This is a genomic window from Simplicispira lacusdiani, assembly GCF_003604195.1.
GTDB classification, from domain to species: Bacteria; Pseudomonadota; Gammaproteobacteria; order Burkholderiales; family Burkholderiaceae_C; genus Simplicispira; species Simplicispira lacusdiani.
In genome coordinates this window covers 302,778-320,139 of record NZ_QXGR01000005.1, presented here as the reverse complement: position 1 = coordinate 320,139, position 17,362 = coordinate 302,778, and the positions used below count along the sequence as shown (strand labels likewise).

15 protein-coding genes are annotated in these 17,362 nt (G+C 65.1%); 4 read left to right on the top strand and 11 right to left on the bottom strand.

Annotated features, from left to right (window positions below; all coding sequences use genetic code 11):
* Positions 1–36: 36 nt before the first annotated feature.
* From D8S75_RS09390 to D8S75_RS09365, 6 genes are all read right to left on the bottom strand, one after another.
* Positions 37–1,776: a bifunctional protein-serine/threonine kinase/phosphatase gene (locus tag D8S75_RS09390; protein WP_119966072.1), complete on the bottom strand. Its 1,740-nt coding sequence runs from the start codon at positions 1,774–1,776 to the stop codon at positions 37–39.
* Between the two features lie 19 nt (positions 1,777–1,795).
* Positions 1,796–2,608: a formate/nitrite transporter family protein gene (locus D8S75_RS09385; RefSeq protein ID WP_119966071.1), complete on the bottom strand. Its 813-nt coding sequence runs from the start codon at positions 2,606–2,608 to the stop codon at positions 1,796–1,798.
* A gap of 61 nt (positions 2,609–2,669) precedes the next feature.
* The gene (nirD, locus tag D8S75_RS09380; protein WP_119966070.1) at positions 2,670–3,056 is read right to left on the bottom strand and encodes a nitrite reductase small subunit NirD; all 387 of its coding nucleotides are present in this window, start codon (positions 3,054–3,056) and stop codon (positions 2,670–2,672) included.
* A 19-nt stretch (positions 3,057–3,075) separates the two neighbouring features.
* Complete coding sequence (locus tag D8S75_RS09375) at positions 3,076–3,855, bottom strand: type IV pili methyl-accepting chemotaxis transducer N-terminal domain-containing protein (RefSeq protein WP_119966069.1); 780 nt, start codon at positions 3,853–3,855, stop codon at positions 3,076–3,078.
* Positions 3,852–6,311, bottom strand: coding sequence for a nitrite reductase large subunit NirB (gene nirB, locus D8S75_RS09370; protein WP_119966068.1), 2,460 nt, complete (start codon positions 6,309–6,311; stop codon positions 3,852–3,854). The genes D8S75_RS09375 and nirB overlap by 4 nt, the downstream gene beginning before the upstream one ends.
* A 365-nt stretch (positions 6,312–6,676) precedes the next feature.
* Positions 6,677–6,973: a DUF4148 domain-containing protein gene (locus D8S75_RS09365; RefSeq protein WP_119966067.1), complete on the bottom strand. Its 297-nt coding sequence runs from the start codon at positions 6,971–6,973 to the stop codon at positions 6,677–6,679.
* Between the two features lie 317 nt (positions 6,974–7,290).
* On the opposite strand from D8S75_RS09365, the gene D8S75_RS09360 reads away from it, so the two are divergent.
* Positions 7,291–7,731, top strand: a complete 441-nt coding sequence (locus tag D8S75_RS09360; RefSeq protein WP_119966066.1) for a CBS domain-containing protein — start codon at positions 7,291–7,293, stop codon at positions 7,729–7,731.
* Positions 7,732–7,950: 219 nt separating this feature from the next.
* Here the strand turns inward: D8S75_RS09360 and D8S75_RS09355 are convergent, their stop codons facing one another.
* The 3 genes from D8S75_RS09355 to D8S75_RS09345 all read right to left on the bottom strand — a co-directional run bounded on the left by D8S75_RS09355 (position 7,951) and on the right by D8S75_RS09345 (position 11,069).
* Positions 7,951–8,763, bottom strand: coding sequence for an ABC transporter ATP-binding protein (locus D8S75_RS09355; RefSeq protein ID WP_119966065.1), 813 nt, complete (start codon positions 8,761–8,763; stop codon positions 7,951–7,953).
* Positions 8,764–8,869: 106 nt separating this feature from the next.
* The gene (gene ntrB, locus D8S75_RS09350) at positions 8,870–9,808 is read right to left on the bottom strand and encodes a nitrate ABC transporter permease (RefSeq protein ID WP_119966064.1); all 939 of its coding nucleotides are present in this window, start codon (positions 9,806–9,808) and stop codon (positions 8,870–8,872) included.
* A gap of 16 nt (positions 9,809–9,824) precedes the next feature.
* Complete coding sequence (locus D8S75_RS09345) at positions 9,825–11,069, bottom strand: CmpA/NrtA family ABC transporter substrate-binding protein (protein ID WP_119966063.1); 1,245 nt, start codon at positions 11,067–11,069, stop codon at positions 9,825–9,827.
* A gap of 545 nt (positions 11,070–11,614) precedes the next feature.
* On the opposite strand from D8S75_RS09345, the gene D8S75_RS09340 reads away from it, so the two are divergent.
* Positions 11,615–13,978 carry a P-loop ATPase, Sll1717 family gene (locus D8S75_RS09340; protein WP_157982622.1) on the top strand — a complete coding sequence of 788 codons (2,364 nt, stop codon included), beginning with the start codon at positions 11,615–11,617 and terminating at the stop codon, positions 13,976–13,978.
* A 168-nt stretch (positions 13,979–14,146) separates the two neighbouring features.
* Here the strand turns inward: D8S75_RS09340 and D8S75_RS09335 are convergent, their stop codons facing one another.
* Positions 14,147–15,043 (bottom strand): LysR family transcriptional regulator ArgP, encoded by an 897-nt coding sequence (locus D8S75_RS09335; protein WP_119966061.1) that lies wholly within the window; start codon positions 15,041–15,043, stop codon positions 14,147–14,149.
* A 74-nt stretch (positions 15,044–15,117) separates the two neighbouring features.
* Between D8S75_RS09335 and D8S75_RS09330 the strand changes: the two genes are divergently transcribed.
* Both D8S75_RS09330 and D8S75_RS09325 read left to right on the top strand, forming a co-directional pair.
* Positions 15,118–15,765, top strand: a complete 648-nt coding sequence (locus tag D8S75_RS09330; protein WP_119966116.1) for a LysE/ArgO family amino acid transporter — start codon at positions 15,118–15,120, stop codon at positions 15,763–15,765.
* Between the two features lie 9 nt (positions 15,766–15,774).
* Positions 15,775–16,431, top strand: coding sequence for an FMN-binding negative transcriptional regulator (locus tag D8S75_RS09325; RefSeq protein ID WP_119966060.1), 657 nt, complete (start codon positions 15,775–15,777; stop codon positions 16,429–16,431).
* A gap of 33 nt (positions 16,432–16,464) precedes the next feature.
* Here the strand turns inward: D8S75_RS09325 and D8S75_RS09320 are convergent, their stop codons facing one another.
* Positions 16,465–17,319, bottom strand: a complete 855-nt coding sequence (locus tag D8S75_RS09320; RefSeq protein WP_119966059.1) for a LysR family transcriptional regulator — start codon at positions 17,317–17,319, stop codon at positions 16,465–16,467.
* Positions 17,320–17,362 lie beyond the last annotated feature (43 nt).

Genomic DNA, 17,362 nt, shown 5'->3' with positions numbered 1-17,362 from the left:
GGTGCGGTATGCAAGCCTTGTGCCTGTGTGGAGGCTTCAGCGCTGGGCGTGGATCACGCCGAGCAGCGCCACGACGGTGATGGCGAGCACCAGCGCGATGCCGCGCCAGAACATCAAGGGATTGCGCTGGGACAGCGGCGCGCGGGTACGGGCAAGGTAGGCGGGGCCGGGCTGGCGCAGGTCGTGCACGAATTCGGACAGCGCCTCCTGGCGCTTGAGCGGATCGGGGTGCACGGCGCGCTCCAGCACGGCGTCGATCCAGGTGGGGATGGGGCGCTGCGCGTCCAGCGCGCTGGCGTAGCGCAGCCGCACCAGCGCGGCGCGCGTGCGCAGGCCCGCCACCTGCGTGCCGTAGGGCAGGCGGCCGGTGAGCATCTGGTAGGTGATGACGCCGAGCGAGAACAGGTCCGAGCGCGGCGTGGCGGCCTCGCCCAGGAAGCATTCGGGCGCGGTGTACTGCACCGTGCCCAGGATGTCGCCGGCCGCGCCCGGCGGCGCGTTCTCGGCCAGGCCCGCCACGCGCACCGCGCCGAAATCGATGATCTTCACCGTGCCCGTGGCGTCGTCGATCAGGATGTTCTCGGGCCGCAGGTCCTGGTGCAGCATCTCCATGCGGTGGAAGGCCTGCAAGCCGCGCGCGATCTGCGCGACGATGTCGCGCACCACGGGCAGGGCGGGCCGGGGGTGGTCGATCATCCACTGCGCCAGCGTCTGGCCCGGCACGTACTCCATCGCCACGTAGAGGTGCTGGCGCGGTCGAGGATGGGTGCTGGGCCGCAGCACATGGGGGCTGCGCACGCGCCGCGCGATCCACTCTTCGAGCAGGAAGCGGTCGAGGTAGGCCGGGTCGCCGCGCAGGTCGATGGAGGGCATCTTGAGCACCACCTTGGCGCCGCTGTCGGGGTCGATGGCCAGATAGATGTGGCTGCGGTGGCTGGCGTGCAGCTCGCGCACGATCTCGTAGCCGTCGAGCCGGTCGCGCGGCTCCAGCAAAGGGGGCAGGCGCAGTGCGGCGCGCTGGCGCTGCAGCTCGCCGCTGTCCTGGGCGGGCAGCGCGTCGATGCGCAGGATCTGCGCCGTCAGGTTGTCGCGGCTGCCACGGCGCAGCGCCTCGGCGACGATGGCGCGCGCCGCCTGGTCCAGGTCGTCGCCATGGGCCGCGATGGCCTGCGCCATGAAGGCCGCGCTGGCGTGCTCGTGCACGCCGTCGGTCGTGAGCACGAAGGTGTCGCCGGGCTCGACGGGCAGGGCCTGGTAGTCGATGTCGAGCTGGGGCTGCAGGCCCAGCGCGCGCGCCAGGTGGCTTTGGCCGCCGGGCAGGTGCAGGCGGTGGTCTTCGGTGAGCTGCTCCAGCGCCTTGCCCTGCACGCGGTGGATGCGCGCGTCGCCCACATGGAACAGGTGCGCCGTGGACGACTTGACGACCAACGCGCTGAGCGTGCACACATGGCCCCGGTCGTGGTCGAAACGGTGCGGGCCGCGCTGCGTCTGCGCGTGCAGCCACGAGTTGGTGGCCGCCAGCACGCACTGCACCGAGCGCTGCACGCTCCAGGCGTCGGAGGTGCAGTAGTAATCGTCCATCAGGGCGCGCACCGCCGCCGCGCTGGCGATGTGGCTCACATCGCTGCTGCTGATGCCGTCGGCCAGCGCCACCGCCACGCCCTTGGCGGCCAGCGCCGGCCCCTCGGGGACGCGGGCGCCATGGAAGTCCTGGTTGACCTCTTTCGGGCCGGGATCGGTGTGCTGCCCGATGCGGACCCGCAGTGCGCCTTCCATGGTCCGCTCGTCCAGAAAATCAGACCAGCGTGCGCTTGGGAGCGGTCTTGATGTGGGTGGCGTAGAGCGTGAGGCCCGTGAAGGCCAGCCCGCCCACCAGGTTGCCCAGCACCACGGGGATCTCGTTCCAGAGGAAGTAGTCCAGGATGGAGAAATTGCCGCCCATCATCAGGCCCGAGGGGAACAGGAACATGTTCACCACCGAGTGCTCGAAGGTCATGGCGAAGAACAGCATGATGGGCATCCACATCGCGATCACCTTGCCGCTGACGGTGGTGGAGATCATGGCGCCGACCACGCCCGTGGACACCATCCAGTTGCACAGCATGCCGCGGATGAAGATGGTGAGCCAGCCCATCAGGCCATATTGGGCGTAGCCCAGCGTGCGCGCCTCGCCGATGTGGCCGATCTTCTGGCCCACCTCGTTGGGCGGCACCGAGAAGCCGTAGGTGAAGATGAAGGCCATCATGAACGCCACCGTGAGCGCGCCCAGGAAATTGCCCGTGAACACCACGCCCCAGTTCTTCAGGATGGCCTTGACGGTGACGCCCGGGCGCTTGTCCAGCCAGGCCAGCGGCGTGAGCACGAACACGCCCGTCAACAGGTCGAAGCCCAGCAGGTAGAGCATGCAAAAACCCACCGGAAACAGGATGGCGCCCACCAGCGCCGATCCGGTCATGACCGAGGCGGTCACGGCGAACACAGCCGCCAACGACAGGATGGCGCCCGCCATGTAGGCGCGGATCAGCGCGTCGCGCGTGGACATGTAGATCTTGGATTCGCCGGCGTCCACCATCTTGGTGACGAATTCGGAAGGAACGAGATAGGCCATGGTTTTCTTTCTTCTGGGATCGGTCAGCGTGGGGCCGGCGCGCGCCGGCCCCGGGGGCGGGTCAGGCCGTGGCGGCGGCGCGCTGGCAGGGGCCCGCCAGCGGGCGTGTCTCGGTGGTGGCGTGGCTCGCCAGCTCGTCGGCGTCGAGGAAGACCTGGCCGTCTTCCACCTTCACCCGGAATTTCGGCGTGCAGCCCTCGTCGGGCGCCTGGGCCTGGCCGTCGGCCAGGCCGATGGTCCAGTTGTGCAGCGGGCAAGCCACGTTGTTGCCGAACACGATGCCTTGCGACAGCGGGCCGCCCTTGTGCGGGCAGCGGTCGAGCAGGGCGAAGAACTCATTGGCCTCGGTGCGGAACACGGCCACCTCCAGGCCCTGGGCGCGCTGCACGCGGCGCGCGCCCAGCACGGGGATGTCGTCCACGCGGCAGATCGGTTTCCATGTATTCATGTGGGTGCTCCTCGTCGTTTCAGGTTTTCAGTTCGGCATAGAGGCCGGTGATGCGGTCCATGACGGCGAGCAGGTTCTCGCTCGTGATGAACATGTCGGACAGCGCCTTGGGGCTGGCGGCGTGGACCTCCTTGAGGGCCATGTCGAAGAACAGCCATTGGTGGTCGGCCAGCTCCAGCTGCAGGCGGATGCCGTGGGTGGCCTCCGGGGCGTTGCGCAGCAGGTCCATGGCGGCCAGGAACTCCTCGCGCGCGCGGGCGATCTCGGCGCTGGCCTGCGCGGTGTCCACCTTCAGCGTGGCGGCGTAGAAGAACTTGGCCATGCGCTGCGAAAGCATGCGCTGGCGGCCCGCCACGTTGACCAGCTTGCCCACCGGCTTGCCCGACGCGGCCTCGTACTGCACCGTGCCCTGGTGGGCCAGGGCCAGCACGCGCGCGTCGGTGCGCAGCAGCCGGGCGGCGCTGTCGCGGTTGGGGCGGGTGCCCACGAGCAGGCCCTTGTATTCGCTCCAGGCGCTTTCGAGTTCGCCGTAGGTCTTGCGGATGTCGGCGCTGGGGGCGTAGGCCTTGAGCTCGACGAGCTGGCGGTCGAACAGGGCCATCGAGCGGTCCAGGATGGGCTGGGCCGCGCTGCTCTCCGCGCGGTGCACCAGGGCCAGCCAGGCCTTGGCCATGCGCTGCGAGAGCATGCGCTGGCGGCCGGCTTTGTTGATGGCGTCGTTGAGGTCGCTCACCTGGGCCCGCGCGCCCACGCCCAGGCCGGAGGCGGCGGCGAGCACGATCAGGCCACGGCGTTTCATGCCGGCGCTCCCTCGACCTGGATCGGGATGAACTGGCGCTGGTCCACGCGCGCCTTGTCGAACTCGAACCACGGGTCGGGCTCGCCTTCGAGCGCCCACTGCAGGCGTGCCCACAGCGCCTTGCGGCCCTCGTGGTCGTCGAGGATCTTCTTCTTCACATGGTCCAGGCCCACGCGCGCCACGTAGTGCACGGTGCGCTCCAGGTACCAGCCTTCCTCGCGGTAGAGCTGCATGAAGGCGCCCGTGTACTCCAGCACCTCCTCGGCGGTCTTGAGCTTGGTGAAGAACTGCGCCACCTCGGTCTTGATGCCGCCGTTGCCGGCGACGTACATCTCCCAGCCGCTGTCCACGCCGATGATGCCGACGTCCTTGATGCCGCTCTCTGCGCAGTTGCGCGGGCAGCCGCTGACGGCGAACTTCACCTTGTGCGGAGCGTTCATGCGCCACATGGCACGCTCCAGGTCCTTGCCCATCTTGGTGCTGTCCTGCGTGCCCATGCGGCACCACTCGCTGCCCACGCAGGTCTTCACCGTGCGCAGCGCCTTGGCGTAGGCGTGGCCGCTGGGCATGCCGATGTCGCGCCACACGGCCTGCAGGTCTTCCTTCTTCACGCCCAGCAGGTCGATGCGCTGGCCGCCCGTCACCTTCACGGTGGGGATCTGGTACTTGTCCACCACGTCGGCGATGCGGCGCAGCTCGTCGGCCGAGGTCTCGCCGCCCCACATGCGCGGCACCACGGAATACGTGCCGTCCTTCTGGATGTTGGCGTGGCTGCGCTCGTTGATGGCGCGGCTCTGCGGGTCGTCCTGCGCCTCCTTGGGCCAGGTGCTGAGCAGGTAGTAGTTGACGGCCGGGCGGCAGGTGGGACAGCCGTTGGGCGTCTTCCAGTCCATGAAACGGAACACCGCGCCAGTGGTCAGCAGCTTGTTGGCGCGGATCGCATCGCGCACCGCCTGGTGGCCGTGCTCGGTGCAGCCGCACAGGGGCTTGGTCTTGGGCGTGGCGGAATAGTCGCCACCGGCGGTGGCCATGAGGATCTGCTCCACCAGGCCGGTGCACGAGCCGCAGCTGGCACTGGCCTTGGTGTGCTTGCGCACCTCGTCGAGCGTGAACAGGCCCTTCTCCTTGATGGCCTTGCAGATCTGGCCCTTGGTCACGCCATTGCAGCCGCACACCTCGTCGCTGTCCGCCATGGCGGCGGCCTTGTTCTGGCCCTGGTGGCCGGCGTCGCCCATGTTCGACTCGCCGAACATCAGCTTGTCGCGGATGTCGGCCACGGGGCGCGCGTCGCGCAGCAGCTTGAAATACCAGCTGCCGTCCACCGTGTCGCCGTACAGGCAGGCGCCCACCAGCTTGTCATCCTTGAGCACCAGCTTCTTGTAGACACCGCCGCTCGGGTCGCTCATCACGATCTCCTCGGTGCCGTCGCCGCCCTGGAAGTCACCCGCGCTGAACAAATCGATGCCCGTCACCTTGAGCTTGGTGGAGGTGAGCGAACCCTGGTAGCGGCCGATGCCGAACTCCGCCAGATGGTTGGCCAGCACCTTGCCCTGCTCGAACAGCGGCGCCACCAGGCCGTAGGCAATGCCCCGGTGCGCGGCGCACTCGCCCACGGCGTAGATGCGCGCGTCGGTGGTGGTCTGCAGCGTGTCGCTGACGACGATGCCCCGGTTCACGTGCAGGCGCATCTTCTCGGCCAGCGCGGTGTTGGGGCGGATGCCCACGGCCATCACCACCAGGTCGGCGGGCACCTCGGTGCCGTCCTTGAACTGCACGGCGCGCACGCGGCCGCTGTCGTTACCGAGCAACGCGGCGGTCTGCCCCTGCATCAGGAACTGCATGCCGCGCTCCTGCAGCGACTTCTGCAGCATCTTGCCGGCCACGCTGTCGAGCTGGCGCTCCATCAGCCACTCGGCCGCGTGCACCACGGTGACCTGCATGCCGCGCTTCATCAGGCCATTGGCGGCCTCCAGGCCCAGCAGGCCGCCGCCGATGACCACGGCGCTCTTGTACGTGGCGGCGGCGTCGATCATGGCCTGGGTGTCGGCGATGTCGCGGTAGGCCAGCACGCCGTCGAGGTCCTTGCCCGGCAAGGGCAGGATGAACGGGTTGGAACCCGTGGCCATGATGAGCCGGTCGTATTCGGCGCTGATCTGCTCGCCCGCCGCGTTCGTGGCATGGACCACGCGGTGCACGCGGTCCACGTCGGTCACCGTGAAGCCCGTGTGCAGCCGGATGCCGTTGTCCTGGTACCAGGACCAGTCGTTGAGGATGATCTCGTCCACCGTCTGTTCGCCCGCGAGCACGGGCGAGAGCAGGATGCGGTTGTAGTTCGGGTGCGGCTCGGCACCGAAGACCGTGATGTCGTACAGATCGGGCGCGATCTTGAGCAATTCTTCGAGTGTGCGCACACCGGCCATGCCGTTGCCCACCATCACCAGCCTGGATTTTTTCATCGTGCCCCCCAAGGCAGTTCGCCAAAAACAAAAAAGGCGCCAGCACGCAGCGGGAGCTGCATGCAGACGCCTTCGTCTGGTGGGGGCCGTGCGCCGTTGCACCGCCCCGCGTGCGGCCTGCAGTGGCCGCGCAAGGGGTAATGCAATCACCGTGCCAGGGCATGGCGCGGGTGATCTCCGTGCGCCATGGAATGCCTTGGTGCGCCAGTGCCAGGGCATGCACCATGGTGGGGGGGCGCCGTGCCAGCGGCTGGTGCGTTGCGGCATGAACCCGCGCCATGGTCGCGCACCATGAAAAAAGCCCGCGCCGTTCGCACGGCGCGGGCTGGAGGGGAGAGCGCCGCGAGGGCGTCGCCCGGCAGGGCTTAGCTGCGTTCGCCGGTGGCGATCAGGTGGGCGCGGGCAGCGGTCACGGCTTCTGCGCGGACGGTGGGGCGAGCCTGGGTGCTCTTGGCCAGCGCGGCGCGGTCGGCGATCGGGCCCTTGGCGAACTCGGGCAGAGCCTTCTGGCCTTCGGCGCGCACATCGGTGCGGCTGAGGACGGATTGGACGCGCGATTCGAAGTCGGTGCCGTACAGGTCGCCATTGAGTTCGGCGGCCTGGGCGCCGATCGAGGCGAAAGCGGCAACGGCGGCGATGGAGAGAATGCGTGCGGTCTTCATGATGGTGTCCTTTCGAAACGTACTCTGAGGGGCCGCTGGCCGCAGGAGCCATCGAGTCCTGCGGGGCGGTTTCGGTGAGTCGCCTTGGTGTGTTCGTCTCATCGATGGGTTGAACTGTACGCACCCCGGAGTCATTTAAAAACTACTCAGTCGCGAATTGACTGTTCCAGTATTAGGAACAATCAGAGACTTGATTTCGGCGCGCGCGCACCCAAGCCCGCCTTCGCCGTGTGCATTCGGACTACGCCCAGTTGCGCGGCAGCCCCGGATGGGCTGAAATGGCTTACCGCAGTTGCGTAATCACAGGGAGGTGTTCCATGACCACAGTCGCAGAAATCCTCAAATCCAAGGCCGACAGCACGGTGCATTCCATCGCGCCGACGGCGACGGTCTACGAGGCCTTGCGCCTCATGGCCGACAAGAGTATCGGGGCGCTGCTCGTGAAGGAGGGCGATGCCATCGTGGGCATCATCACCGAGCGCGACTACGCCCGCAAGATCGCGCTCATGGGGCGCACCTCGATGGAGACGCTGGTGCGCGACGTGATGACGTCCTCCGTGCTGTGCGTCCATCCCCCGCAAAGCAGCGAGGAATGCATGCAGCTCATGACCGGAAGGCGCCTGCGCCACCTGCCGGTGCTCGACAACGGCAAGCTCGTGGGCATGATCTCCATCGGCGACCTGGTGAAGGACATCATCTCCGAGCAGAAATTCATCATCGAGCAGCTGGAGCACTACATCACTGGTGGTGGCAGATGAGGCAGGGAACAACCCCCTGAGCGGCTGCGCCGCTTCCCCCTTCTCTCGAATTGCTGCGCAATTCGGGAAGGGGGACTTTGCTCAGCGCGGCGGGGCGGCCCTTGCGCGGCGGCCCTGGCCTGGGCCGTGACGGTTTCATGGGCAGTGGGGGCGGTGTGGCGCCTGAAATGCAAAAGGCCCTGGCTGCGTGCAGCCAAGGCCTTTGATGCGGGCACCGGGTCAGGCCGCTTTCTCGACGTGGCCCTGTCGGGTGTACAGGAAGTCGATCACCGCCTTGCGGTAGTTCACGTAGCGCGCGTCCTCGGCCAGTTCCACGCGCGAGCGTGGGCGGGGCAAATCCACATGCAGCACTTCGCCGATGGTGGCGGCCGGGCCGTTGGTCATCATCACGATCTTGTCGGACAGCAGCACGGCCTCGTCCACGTCGTGCGTCACCATCACCACGGTGCTTTGCGTGCGCGCCACGATCTCCAGCAGCTCGTCCTGCAGCTTGGCGCGGGTGAGCGCGTCGAGCGCGCCGAAGGGCTCGTCCATCAGCAGCACCTGGGGTTCCATCGACAGCGCCCGGGCGATGCCCACGCGCTGCTTCATGCCGCCCGAGATCTCGCCGGGGCGCTTCTGGCCCGCGTGCGTCAGGCCCACCAGGGCCAGCGCGGCGTCGGTGCGGGCCTTCAGTTGCGCCTTGCTCTCGCGGGCGCCGAACACGCGCTCCACGGCCAGGTACACGTTGTCGAAGCAGGTGAGCCAGGGCAGCAGCGAGTGGTTCTGGAACACCACCGAGCGCTCGGGCCCCGGGCCCTTGATCTCCTTGTTGGCGCACAGCAGCGCACCATTGGTGGGCGTGGTCAGCCCGGCGATCAGGTTCAAGAGCGTGGACTTGCCGCAGCCCGAGTGCCCGATGAGCGCCACGAACTCGCCCTTGGCGATGGTGAGGTTGATGCCCTTGAGCGCCGGGAACAGGCCCTTGGCCGTCTTGAAAGTCTGCTCGACGCCCTGGACTTCGATGAACTTGGTGGTGAGGGATGTATGCATGAGGTTCTCCTGGTTTTTCCGAGGCCACCGTGGAACCGGCTTTGCCGGGCCACTGGTGGCGCCCCCTGGAGGGGGTGACGCGCCGCAGGCGCGGCTCAGGGGTGGGTCAAGTCCTCACCTCTTCGAACGTGAAGGCCGTGGCCAGCTTGACCAGGGCCGCTTCGAGCAGCAGCCCGACGATGCCAATCACGAAGATGGCGATGATGATGTTCTTGACGTTGAGGTTGTTCCACTCGTCCCACACCCAGAAGCCGATGCCCACGCCGCCCGTCAGCATCTCGGCCGCCACGATCACCAGCCACGCCGTGCCCACGGCCAGGCGCACGCCGGTCAGCATGTAGGGCAGCACCGAGGGGAACAGGATCTTGGTGAGCACCTTCCACTCGCTCAGGTTCAGCACGCGGGCCACGTTCAGGTAGTCCTGCGGCACGCGCTGCACGCCCACGGCGGTGTTGATGACCATGGGCCAGATCGAGCAGATGAAGATGGTCCAGATCGCCGCCGGGTTGGCACCCTTGAACACCAGCAGCCCGATGGGCAGCCAGGCCAGCGGCGACACCGGGCGCAGCAGGCTGATGAGCGGGTTGAACATGCGCGAAAGGAAGGCGAAACGTCCGATGGCAAACCCCGCCGGAATGCCCACCAGCGCCGCCAGCCCGAAGCCGATGGCCACGCGCTGCAGCGAGGCCAGCACGTTCCAGCCCACGCCCTGGTCGTTGGGGCCGTTGCGGTAGAAGGGGTTGCTGAACACCTCCACCGCCTGCAGCCAGGTCTCGTAGGGGCTGGGAATGCTGCGGCCCGTGCTGGCCGACACCAGCGCCCACAGCCCCACCAGCAGCCCCAGGCCCAGCACGGGCGGCAGCACGTTCTGCCAGAAGGCGCGCGACAGCGCGCCACTATCGCGCGGGGCGGGAACCTCGGGTGCTTTTGCAGTGTTTTTGGCCGTTGAGACCGTGGATAGGGCGCTACCAGCTATGCTTTTGTGAGCGTCTGGCGCGTCGGCTGGCGTGGGGTCCAGCGGTGCATGAAAAACGGCACTGACCATGGTGACCTCCGGTTGCTCAGGCTTTGATCTTGAAACCATCGGCGTACTTGGCGGGGTCCTTGCCGTCCCACACCACGCCGTCGATCAGCTTGCTCGTGCGCATCACATCCTTGGGCACGCTGATCTTCATGGCGCTGGCCACCGACTTGTACAGCTCCACCTGGTTCACCTGCTTGGCCACGGCCAGGTAGTCGGGGTGGCTCTTGAGCAGGCCCCAGCGCTTGTGCTGCGTGAGGAACCACATGCCGTCCGACAGGTAGGGGAAGTTCACCACGCCATCGTTGAAGAACTTCATGTGGTTGGCGTCGTCCCAGGTCTTGCCCATGCCGTTCTGGTAGCGGCCCAGGATGCGCTGGTTGATCGCGTCCACGCTGGTGTTCACATAGGCCTTGCCGGCAATCGTCTCGGCCATCTTCATCTTGTTCGACAGGCTCGCGTCGATCCACTGGCTGGCTTCCAGCACCGCCATCATCACGGCGCGCGTGGTGTTGGGGTACTTCTTCACGAACTCGGCCGTGGTGCCCAGCACCTTCTCGGGGTGGTCCTTCCAGATGTCCTGCGTGGTGTTGGCCGTGACGCCGATGCCGTCCATGATGGCGCGGTGGTTCCAGGGCTCGCCCACGCAGAAGCCGTCCATGTTGCCCACGCGCATGTTGGCCACCATCTGTGGCGGCGGCACGGTGATCAGCTTGGCGCCCGACAGCGGGTTGATGCCCGCCGCCGCCAGCCAGTAGTGCATCCACATCGCGTGCGTGCCCGTGGGGAAGGTGCCCGCGAAGGTGTATTCGCGCTTCTCCTTGGCCATCAGCGCCGCGAGCGAGGGGCCGTCCACCGCGCCCTTGTCGGCCAGCGCCTTCGATAGCGTGATCGCCTGGCCGTTGTTGTTGATGCTCATCAGCACCGCCATGTCCTTCTTGGGGCCTGCCGTGCCCAGGTGCACGCCGTACACCAGGCCGTAGAGCACGTGGGCGAAGTCCAGCTCGCCGTTCACCAGCTTGTCGCGCACGCCGGCCCAGCTCGCCTCCTTGGTGGGGACGATGGTCACGCCGTACTTCTTGTCGAAGCCCAGCACCGAGGCCATCACCACGCTGGCGCAGTCGGTCAGCGGAATGAAGCCGATCTTCACCTCCTTCTTCTCGGGCGCGTCCGAGCCCTGGGCATGCACGAGCGCCCGCAGCGCGGGGCTCACGCCCACCGCGCCCACGGTGGCGGCCTGCAGCACGGTACGGCGGTTGAGGCTGGTTTTCAGAAGATCGGTCATGGGGCTCCCCTTGCATCGTGAAAGTAAAAAAGGCGTCCTCACGCTGCGCACGTGCCGCTAGGGGCAGCGCATGCGCAGGGTGGGGACGCCTTTGTCCGGTTTCTGGTGGCAACCCCCCGCCGTTGGGTGGCGCCGCCGTGGTGACCCCCGAGGGGGGTGAAACCATCAATGCAAGGCTTGTGCCAGCTTTGCGGAGCTAGGGGTGCTATGAAAGGGGGAGCTGGAGGCGCTCTATTTCAGGGCGTTGGGGGCCGATTGGGCTTGAAGCGATGCGTGCAAAGGCGCACCGGGGTTGTGCGGCGCACCATGGGAGCGCGGGAGTGAGGTAGTGCGTTGATCGGCTGGGCACCGGCCTCGCACTGAGAAGCAGCGTGGCCGCACTGATCAAGGGATCGCTTTGCAGTAGCTGCTGGTCGGACGTCGGATTAGACAGAGCGGGTTTGCCACAGTGTTGTCATAGGTGTCAACTACCGCTCCTTAGAACTGACCATGGCTACGCACCACGTAGTCGCTTAATATCTCCCAAATTCATGAGAACTTTAAGGATGACGATGGAAGCTACTATAGGGGGAGTTGACAAAGCATTCGTTGCGTATCCGTCTAGAGATTCGTCGTTGGCCGGAATCATTGCTGAAGGCGTAGCCAAAGCAAATCGTATGTCAGGCAAGCGCCTGCGCTACACACCCTGGGAGTTTAACGACGTTGCGGGAAACCCACTCATCTCTCCAATCTTGGAAGGGATAGAGTCATCGAAATTTGTTGTCGCGGACATTACCTACCTGAATCCAAATGTGGTATATGAAATTGGTTTCGCGATTGGGAGATCCCGCCGTTGTTTCCTCATAAGGCACTCGCATACCGAAGGTGACAAACGAGTCGCTAGGGAAGTTGGAATATTCGACACCCTTGGCTACGATATATATGACGACTCGGACGGGCTTGCTGGATCACTTACTGCATATGTCGACCCAAAGCCACTGGCGTTTTCGACGGCGCTTGACAGGCTTGCGCCGGTATATGTCGTAGAGCCGCCTACAAAAGGGGGCGTCACCACAGTGATGACATCACGCCTTAAGAAGGCAAGATACAAGTACAGAAGCTTCAATCCAGCTGAAGATGCTCGTCTATCCGCTGCAGATGCAATAAGGCAAGTTGCAAGTTCAGCTGGCATATTGCTCTACTTCTTGGATGGGAGTCAGGAAACAAACTTCATTCACGACACTCGGACACTGTTTGTTGCTGGTCTGGCCCATGGGATGGGTAAGCCGACCCTTATTCTGGCGCATGGCTCTGCAGATATACCTTTGGATGTTCGTGATGTAGTCAAGCGCTTCGGCCGATCTGAAGACATAATCGATCACATAGCGGCCTTTTCCCTCGAAATTACGGAGCATCTGCAGCAGGCAGATCCGACACCGCTCAAAGATCTAACGCCACTCCAGTCGTTGCAGATCGGAGATCCAACGGCCGAAAATGAGATGACGACCTTGGGTAGCTACTTCTTACGCACCGATCAATATAGTAAGGCAGTGCGAGGAGAGGTAAACCTCGTAGTGGGTCGAAAAGGTGCTGGCAAGACAGCTTTATTTATTCAAGTCCGCGATAAGACTCGCTCTGACAAACGAAACGTCGTTCTTGACCTAAAGCCTGAGGGCTACCAGCTGCTCAAGTTGAAAGAGGATATTCTTGCCCATCTGACGCAGGGCGCCAGCCATCACTTGGTGACTGCTTTCTGGGAATATTTAATCCTGCTAGAGATTACTTACAAGCTCCTCGAGAAGGATCACAGTGCACACAAATTCGATCATGAAATTCGCGATTTGTATCTAGAGCTTGAGCAGACTTATAAAACTGAAGGCTACTCCGTTGAGGGCGACTTTTCAGAGAGACTTTTGGCTCTTTCGCAGCGTATTGCCCAGGATTATGCACAAAGATTCGGGGACACTGATGGGACGAAGCTGTCGACAGATCAGGTCACGCAGCTTGTTTACTCTCATGACGTGCGGCATCTGCGGCGGCAAGTATCCGCATATCTTGAGCATAAGCAAAGCGTTTGGGTTCTGTTTGACAACCTAGATAAAGGTTGGAGCACTCAAGGCGTTGATGCTGTCGACGCGATGGTCTTACGCTGCCTTATTGATGCAGGGCGAAAGGTTGAGCGCGACATGCGCAAGGATGGTCATATTGTCCATTGCATCGCCTTCATTCGTAACGATGTGTATGAGCATCTGATGCGTCAGAGCGCTGACTACGGCAAAGAGATGAGGGTGGCTTTGGATTGGACTGACCCGGATATGTTGCGTGAGTTGCTGCGACTGCGTTTGATGTCCGGGCTGCCTGCTAGTTCAGTGAATGTGGGGTTTGATCAGATCTGGCCTCAACTTTGTATTTCACACTACAAAGGTGAGGAAACTTCAGCCTACATTATTGAGCGCTCGCTAATGCGTCCGCGAAATGTGATCAAAATGTTTGCTCATGCAAAAGGTTTTGCGGCGAATCTTGCTCATCAGAAAATTCAAGAGAGCGATCTTGAAAAAGGAATTCGTGCCTACTCCCAGGATCTACTAGTCGAGCTCGATCATGAATTGACAGATGTATTTCCTGATTCTCGCGACTTGCTCTATCACTTCATAGATGCACCGCCTCAGTTAACAGAAGCCGTTCTAACGGAATTGATTGCAAGCGCTGGCATTGAATCTAGTGATGTGCAGCGCGTGATTGATTTTCTTTTGTATTATGGAATTCTTGGTATTCAGGATTCTGCAGAGCACATTCACTACATCTTCAACGTGAACTACGATTTGAAGGTTCTACAGGTTCGTGCAGCTCGTGCTAAAAGTGATGCCGTGTACGTGATGAATCCGGCATTCCGCCCTGCGCTTGGAATTCGTGACACCAACTCGGTGTGAGCTTGAGGTGATGGGCTGGGTTGAACCTGCAGGGCTCAGGCTGAACGGGGCAAGCCCAAAGCCCCTTCGTGGTGTTGAACGTCCGTTATGCGACACCTGACCACCGATCACAGGACTCGGACCGAAGACAGCAACCAGCCTGATTTCGGCATTCCCTTTTGGTGGTTTTTAAACCGTCCGTAGCACCCCGCGCGCCGCCTCCGCTACCACCCGGCTTAACCCCTCCAGCACCCCCGAAGCCGCCCGCGCCTGCTGCCAATACAGCGGCACATCCAGCGGCGTATCCGGCACCAGTTCGACCAGCGTGCCGTCCTTCAAATGCTGCGCCACCAGCACCTCCAGCTGCATGCCCCAGCCCATGCCCGCCAGCGCGGCGGTGGCAAAGGCTTGGGGCGAAGGTAGCGTGTGCCGGGGCAGTTCCACATGCCGGTGGCACAGGCGCCGGGCCCAGCGGGCCTGGAGTTCGTCCTTGGGGCTGAACACCAGGCTGGGCGCGCGGGCCAGGGTGCCGGCGGTCACGCCCTCCCCAAAATGGCGCGCCATGAAGGCGGGGCTGGCGGCGGCGCGGTAGCGCATGGCGCCCAGGGGCTGGCTGTTGCAGCCGGTGGCGGGGCGGGCGGTGGCGGTGACGGCGGCGAGCACGGCACCGCTGCGCAGCCATTCGGCGGTGTGGGTTTCGTCGTCCACGGCCACTTCCATCAGCACGGGCGCCTGGGCCGCGAAGGTGGCGACGGCGGGGGCGAACCAGGTGGCCAGGCTGTCGGCGTTCACCGCCACGGGCAGCGGCACGCGGGCGATGCCTTCCGGGGCCAGCGCGGGCAGGGCGCCTTGCAGTTCCTGCTCCAACAGGCGCACGCGGTCGGTGTGCTGGCAGAGGCGCCGGCCCGTGTCGGTGGCGCGGCAGGGCTGGCCGCGCACCACCAGGGCGCAGCCCACGCGCTCTTCCAGCAGGCGGATACGCTGCGAGATGGCCGAGGGCGTCACATTGAGCGTGCGCGCGGCGCGCTCGAAACTCCCTTCGCGGATGACAGCAGCCAAGGCAGAGAGCGCGGAATAGTCCAGCATGTATTTAGTTTTGTTAATGCGGATGAAGCAAAGACAGTTTGTCTTTATTGATTGCGGCTGGCAAGCTGCGCGGCATGAACTGGCTTGATACCGCTGCCCTCGCTCCCCCTGTGTTCATACAGGGCCTGGTTTTGTGTTTGGGGCTCATCGTGGCCATTGGGGCGCAGAACGCCTTCGTGCTGCGCCAGGGCCTGCGCCGCGAGCATGTGGGCAGCGTGGTGCTGTTCTGCGCGCTGGCGGATGCGGTGTTCATCACGGCGGGCGTGCTGGGCATGGCGCAGGCGCTGGGCGAGCGGCCCGGCATGGCGCGCGCGCTGGCGCTGGCCGGGGCCGCGTTCCTGGCCGTGTACGGCTGGCGCGCGCTGCGCCGGGCGCGGCATGCGGGGGCGTTGCAGGCAGTGGCCAGTGGCGCGGGGCTGGGCCGGGGCGCGGCCCTGGCGCAGGCGGCGGCGTTCACGCTGCTCAACCCGCATGTCTATCTGGATACCGTGCTGCTCATGGGCAGCATTGGTGCTCAGCAGCCGCAGGCGCTGCGCGGCTGGTTCGTGGCGGGGGCGAGTTGTGCCAGCCTGCTGTGGTTTGGCCTGCTGGGTTTCGGGGCGCGCTGGCTGGCGCCGTGGTTCGCGCGGCCCCGGGCGTGGCAGGTGCTCGACGCGCTGATTGGGGCCACGATGTTTGTGCTGGCCGGGCTGTTGGTGCGGCATGCATTTTTGGCAATGTGAGGGGTGTTCATGTACGTTAGAAAACAACACCAGTGGACGGACCGCGAAGAGGTCTTTGCGCTGATCGAGGCGCATGCGCTGGGGGCCTGGGTGTGCCAGGCGGAGGGCGGGCTCATCGCCAACCATGTGCCCTTCGTGCTGGACCGCAGCCGGGGCGAGCACGGCACGCTGATGTGCCATGTGTCGCGCGCCAATCCTGTGTGGCGCGCATTGGGCGCGGGCGTGCCGTCGGTGGTGATGTTTCGCGGGCCGCAGGCCTACATCACGCCGGGCTGGTACCCGGGCAAGGCGGAGCACGGCAAGGTGGTGCCCACCTGGAACTACCTGGCCGTGAACGCGCATGGCACGGCGCGGGTGGTGGACGACCCGGCCTGGCTGCTGGGCCTGCTCAACCGCCTGACCCAGGCCCACGAGGCCGGGCGCCCACGGCCCTGGCAGGTGGGCGATGCCCCGGCGGACTACATCGACAAGCAGTTGCGGGCCATCGTGGGCATCGAGATCCCCATCGACCGGCTGGAGGCCAAGTGCAAGGCCAGCCAGGACGAGGCCCTGGAGGACCGGCGGGGCACGGTGGCGGGCTTGCGGGCGGAGCAGCGCGAGGCCTCCGCCGCGATGGCCGATTGGGTGCAGCGGGCCATGGAGGGCACTGGGCCCGGCGGCGCGTGAAGGGCGCCCGCCAACGGCCAGGCCTCGTCGCCGTCAGATCGCGTCGAGGAATTGCCGCAGCGCCGGGCTGGGGTCGCCGCTCCAGACGAGGTGCGTGCGGTTCTGGCGCAGCGGCTCGGGCAGCGGGTGCTGGCGGATGTCTTTCGCGGCGTGCAGGGCGCCCAGCAGCGAGGCGGGCACGATGCCGCAGCCGGTGCCAGCGGCCGCGCAGGCGATGATGGCCTGGTAGCTGGCCAGCTCCATCACGCGCTCGGGCCGGGTGCCGTCGAGCGCGAACCATTCCTCCAGGCGCTTGCGGTACGAGCAGCCCTGCGCGAAGGCCAGGATGGTGCTGGCGTCGAGGTCGGTGGCGCGCCGCACGGGCGCGTGCTGCTTGGCGGTGACGAGCACCAGTTCTTCCTCGAAAACGATGCGCGACTGCAGCTCGCCCATGGCGAAGGGCTCGCCCACGAAGGCGGCGTCCAGCGCATGGTCGGCCAGCTTGCGCAGCAGCAGGGCGGTGGTGCCGGTTTGTAGCTCGATGCCGATGTCGGGCTGGCGCTGGTGGAAGCGGGCCAGCAGCTGGGGCAGGCGGCTGCCCGCCGTGCTCTCCATCGACCCCAGGCGCAACGGGCCGCGCACCGGCATGGCGCGCACGGCGGCCTCGGCCTCGTCGGCCATGCGCAGCAGTTGTTCGGCATGCACCAGCAGGGCCTGGCCCGGCGCGGTGAGCGCTAGCGCCCGCCCCTGCCGCTGGAAGAGGGGCACGCCCAGCCGCTGCTCCAGCTGCTTGATGCGCGTGGTGATGTTGCTCTGCACGCGGTGCAGGCGCGCGGCGGCGCGCACGATGCCGCCCTCGCGCACCACGGCGCGGAAGATCTCCAGCGAATCGAGGTCGATACTTCTCATTTAAAGAAATGTAGTTCAGAAAAATTCATTTGAAAAGAACCAT

Excerpts from the sequence above, each read along its gene's own strand:
- D8S75_RS09390 (WP_119966072.1), bottom strand. The coding sequence starts at position 1,776 with ATGGAAGGCGCACTGCGGGTCCGCATCGGGCAGCACACCGATCCCGGC.
- D8S75_RS09385 (WP_119966071.1), bottom strand. The coding sequence starts at position 2,608 with ATGGCCTATCTCGTTCCTTCCGAATTCGTCACCAAGATGGTGGACGCC.
- nirD (WP_119966070.1), bottom strand. The coding sequence starts at position 3,056 with ATGAATACATGGAAACCGATCTGCCGCGTGGACGACATCCCCGTGCTG.
- D8S75_RS09375 (WP_119966069.1), bottom strand. The coding sequence starts at position 3,855 with ATGAAACGCCGTGGCCTGATCGTGCTCGCCGCCGCCTCCGGCCTGGGC.
- nirB (WP_119966068.1), bottom strand. The coding sequence starts at position 6,311 with ATGAAAAAATCCAGGCTGGTGATGGTGGGCAACGGCATGGCCGGTGTG.
- D8S75_RS09365 (WP_119966067.1), bottom strand. The coding sequence starts at position 6,973 with ATGAAGACCGCACGCATTCTCTCCATCGCCGCCGTTGCCGCTTTCGCC.
- D8S75_RS09360 (WP_119966066.1), top strand. The coding sequence starts at position 7,291 with ATGACCACAGTCGCAGAAATCCTCAAATCCAAGGCCGACAGCACGGTG.
- D8S75_RS09355 (WP_119966065.1), bottom strand. The coding sequence starts at position 8,763 with ATGCATACATCCCTCACCACCAAGTTCATCGAAGTCCAGGGCGTCGAG.
- ntrB (WP_119966064.1), bottom strand. The coding sequence starts at position 9,808 with ATGGTCAGTGCCGTTTTTCATGCACCGCTGGACCCCACGCCAGCCGAC.
- D8S75_RS09345 (WP_119966063.1), bottom strand. The coding sequence starts at position 11,069 with ATGACCGATCTTCTGAAAACCAGCCTCAACCGCCGTACCGTGCTGCAG.
- D8S75_RS09340 (WP_157982622.1), top strand. The coding sequence starts at position 11,615 with ATGACGATGGAAGCTACTATAGGGGGAGTTGACAAAGCATTCGTTGCG.
- D8S75_RS09335 (WP_119966061.1), bottom strand. The coding sequence starts at position 15,043 with ATGCTGGACTATTCCGCGCTCTCTGCCTTGGCTGCTGTCATCCGCGAA.
- D8S75_RS09330 (WP_119966116.1), top strand. The coding sequence starts at position 15,118 with ATGAACTGGCTTGATACCGCTGCCCTCGCTCCCCCTGTGTTCATACAG.
- D8S75_RS09325 (WP_119966060.1), top strand. The coding sequence starts at position 15,775 with ATGTACGTTAGAAAACAACACCAGTGGACGGACCGCGAAGAGGTCTTT.
- D8S75_RS09320 (WP_119966059.1), bottom strand. The coding sequence starts at position 17,319 with ATGAGAAGTATCGACCTCGATTCGCTGGAGATCTTCCGCGCCGTGGTG.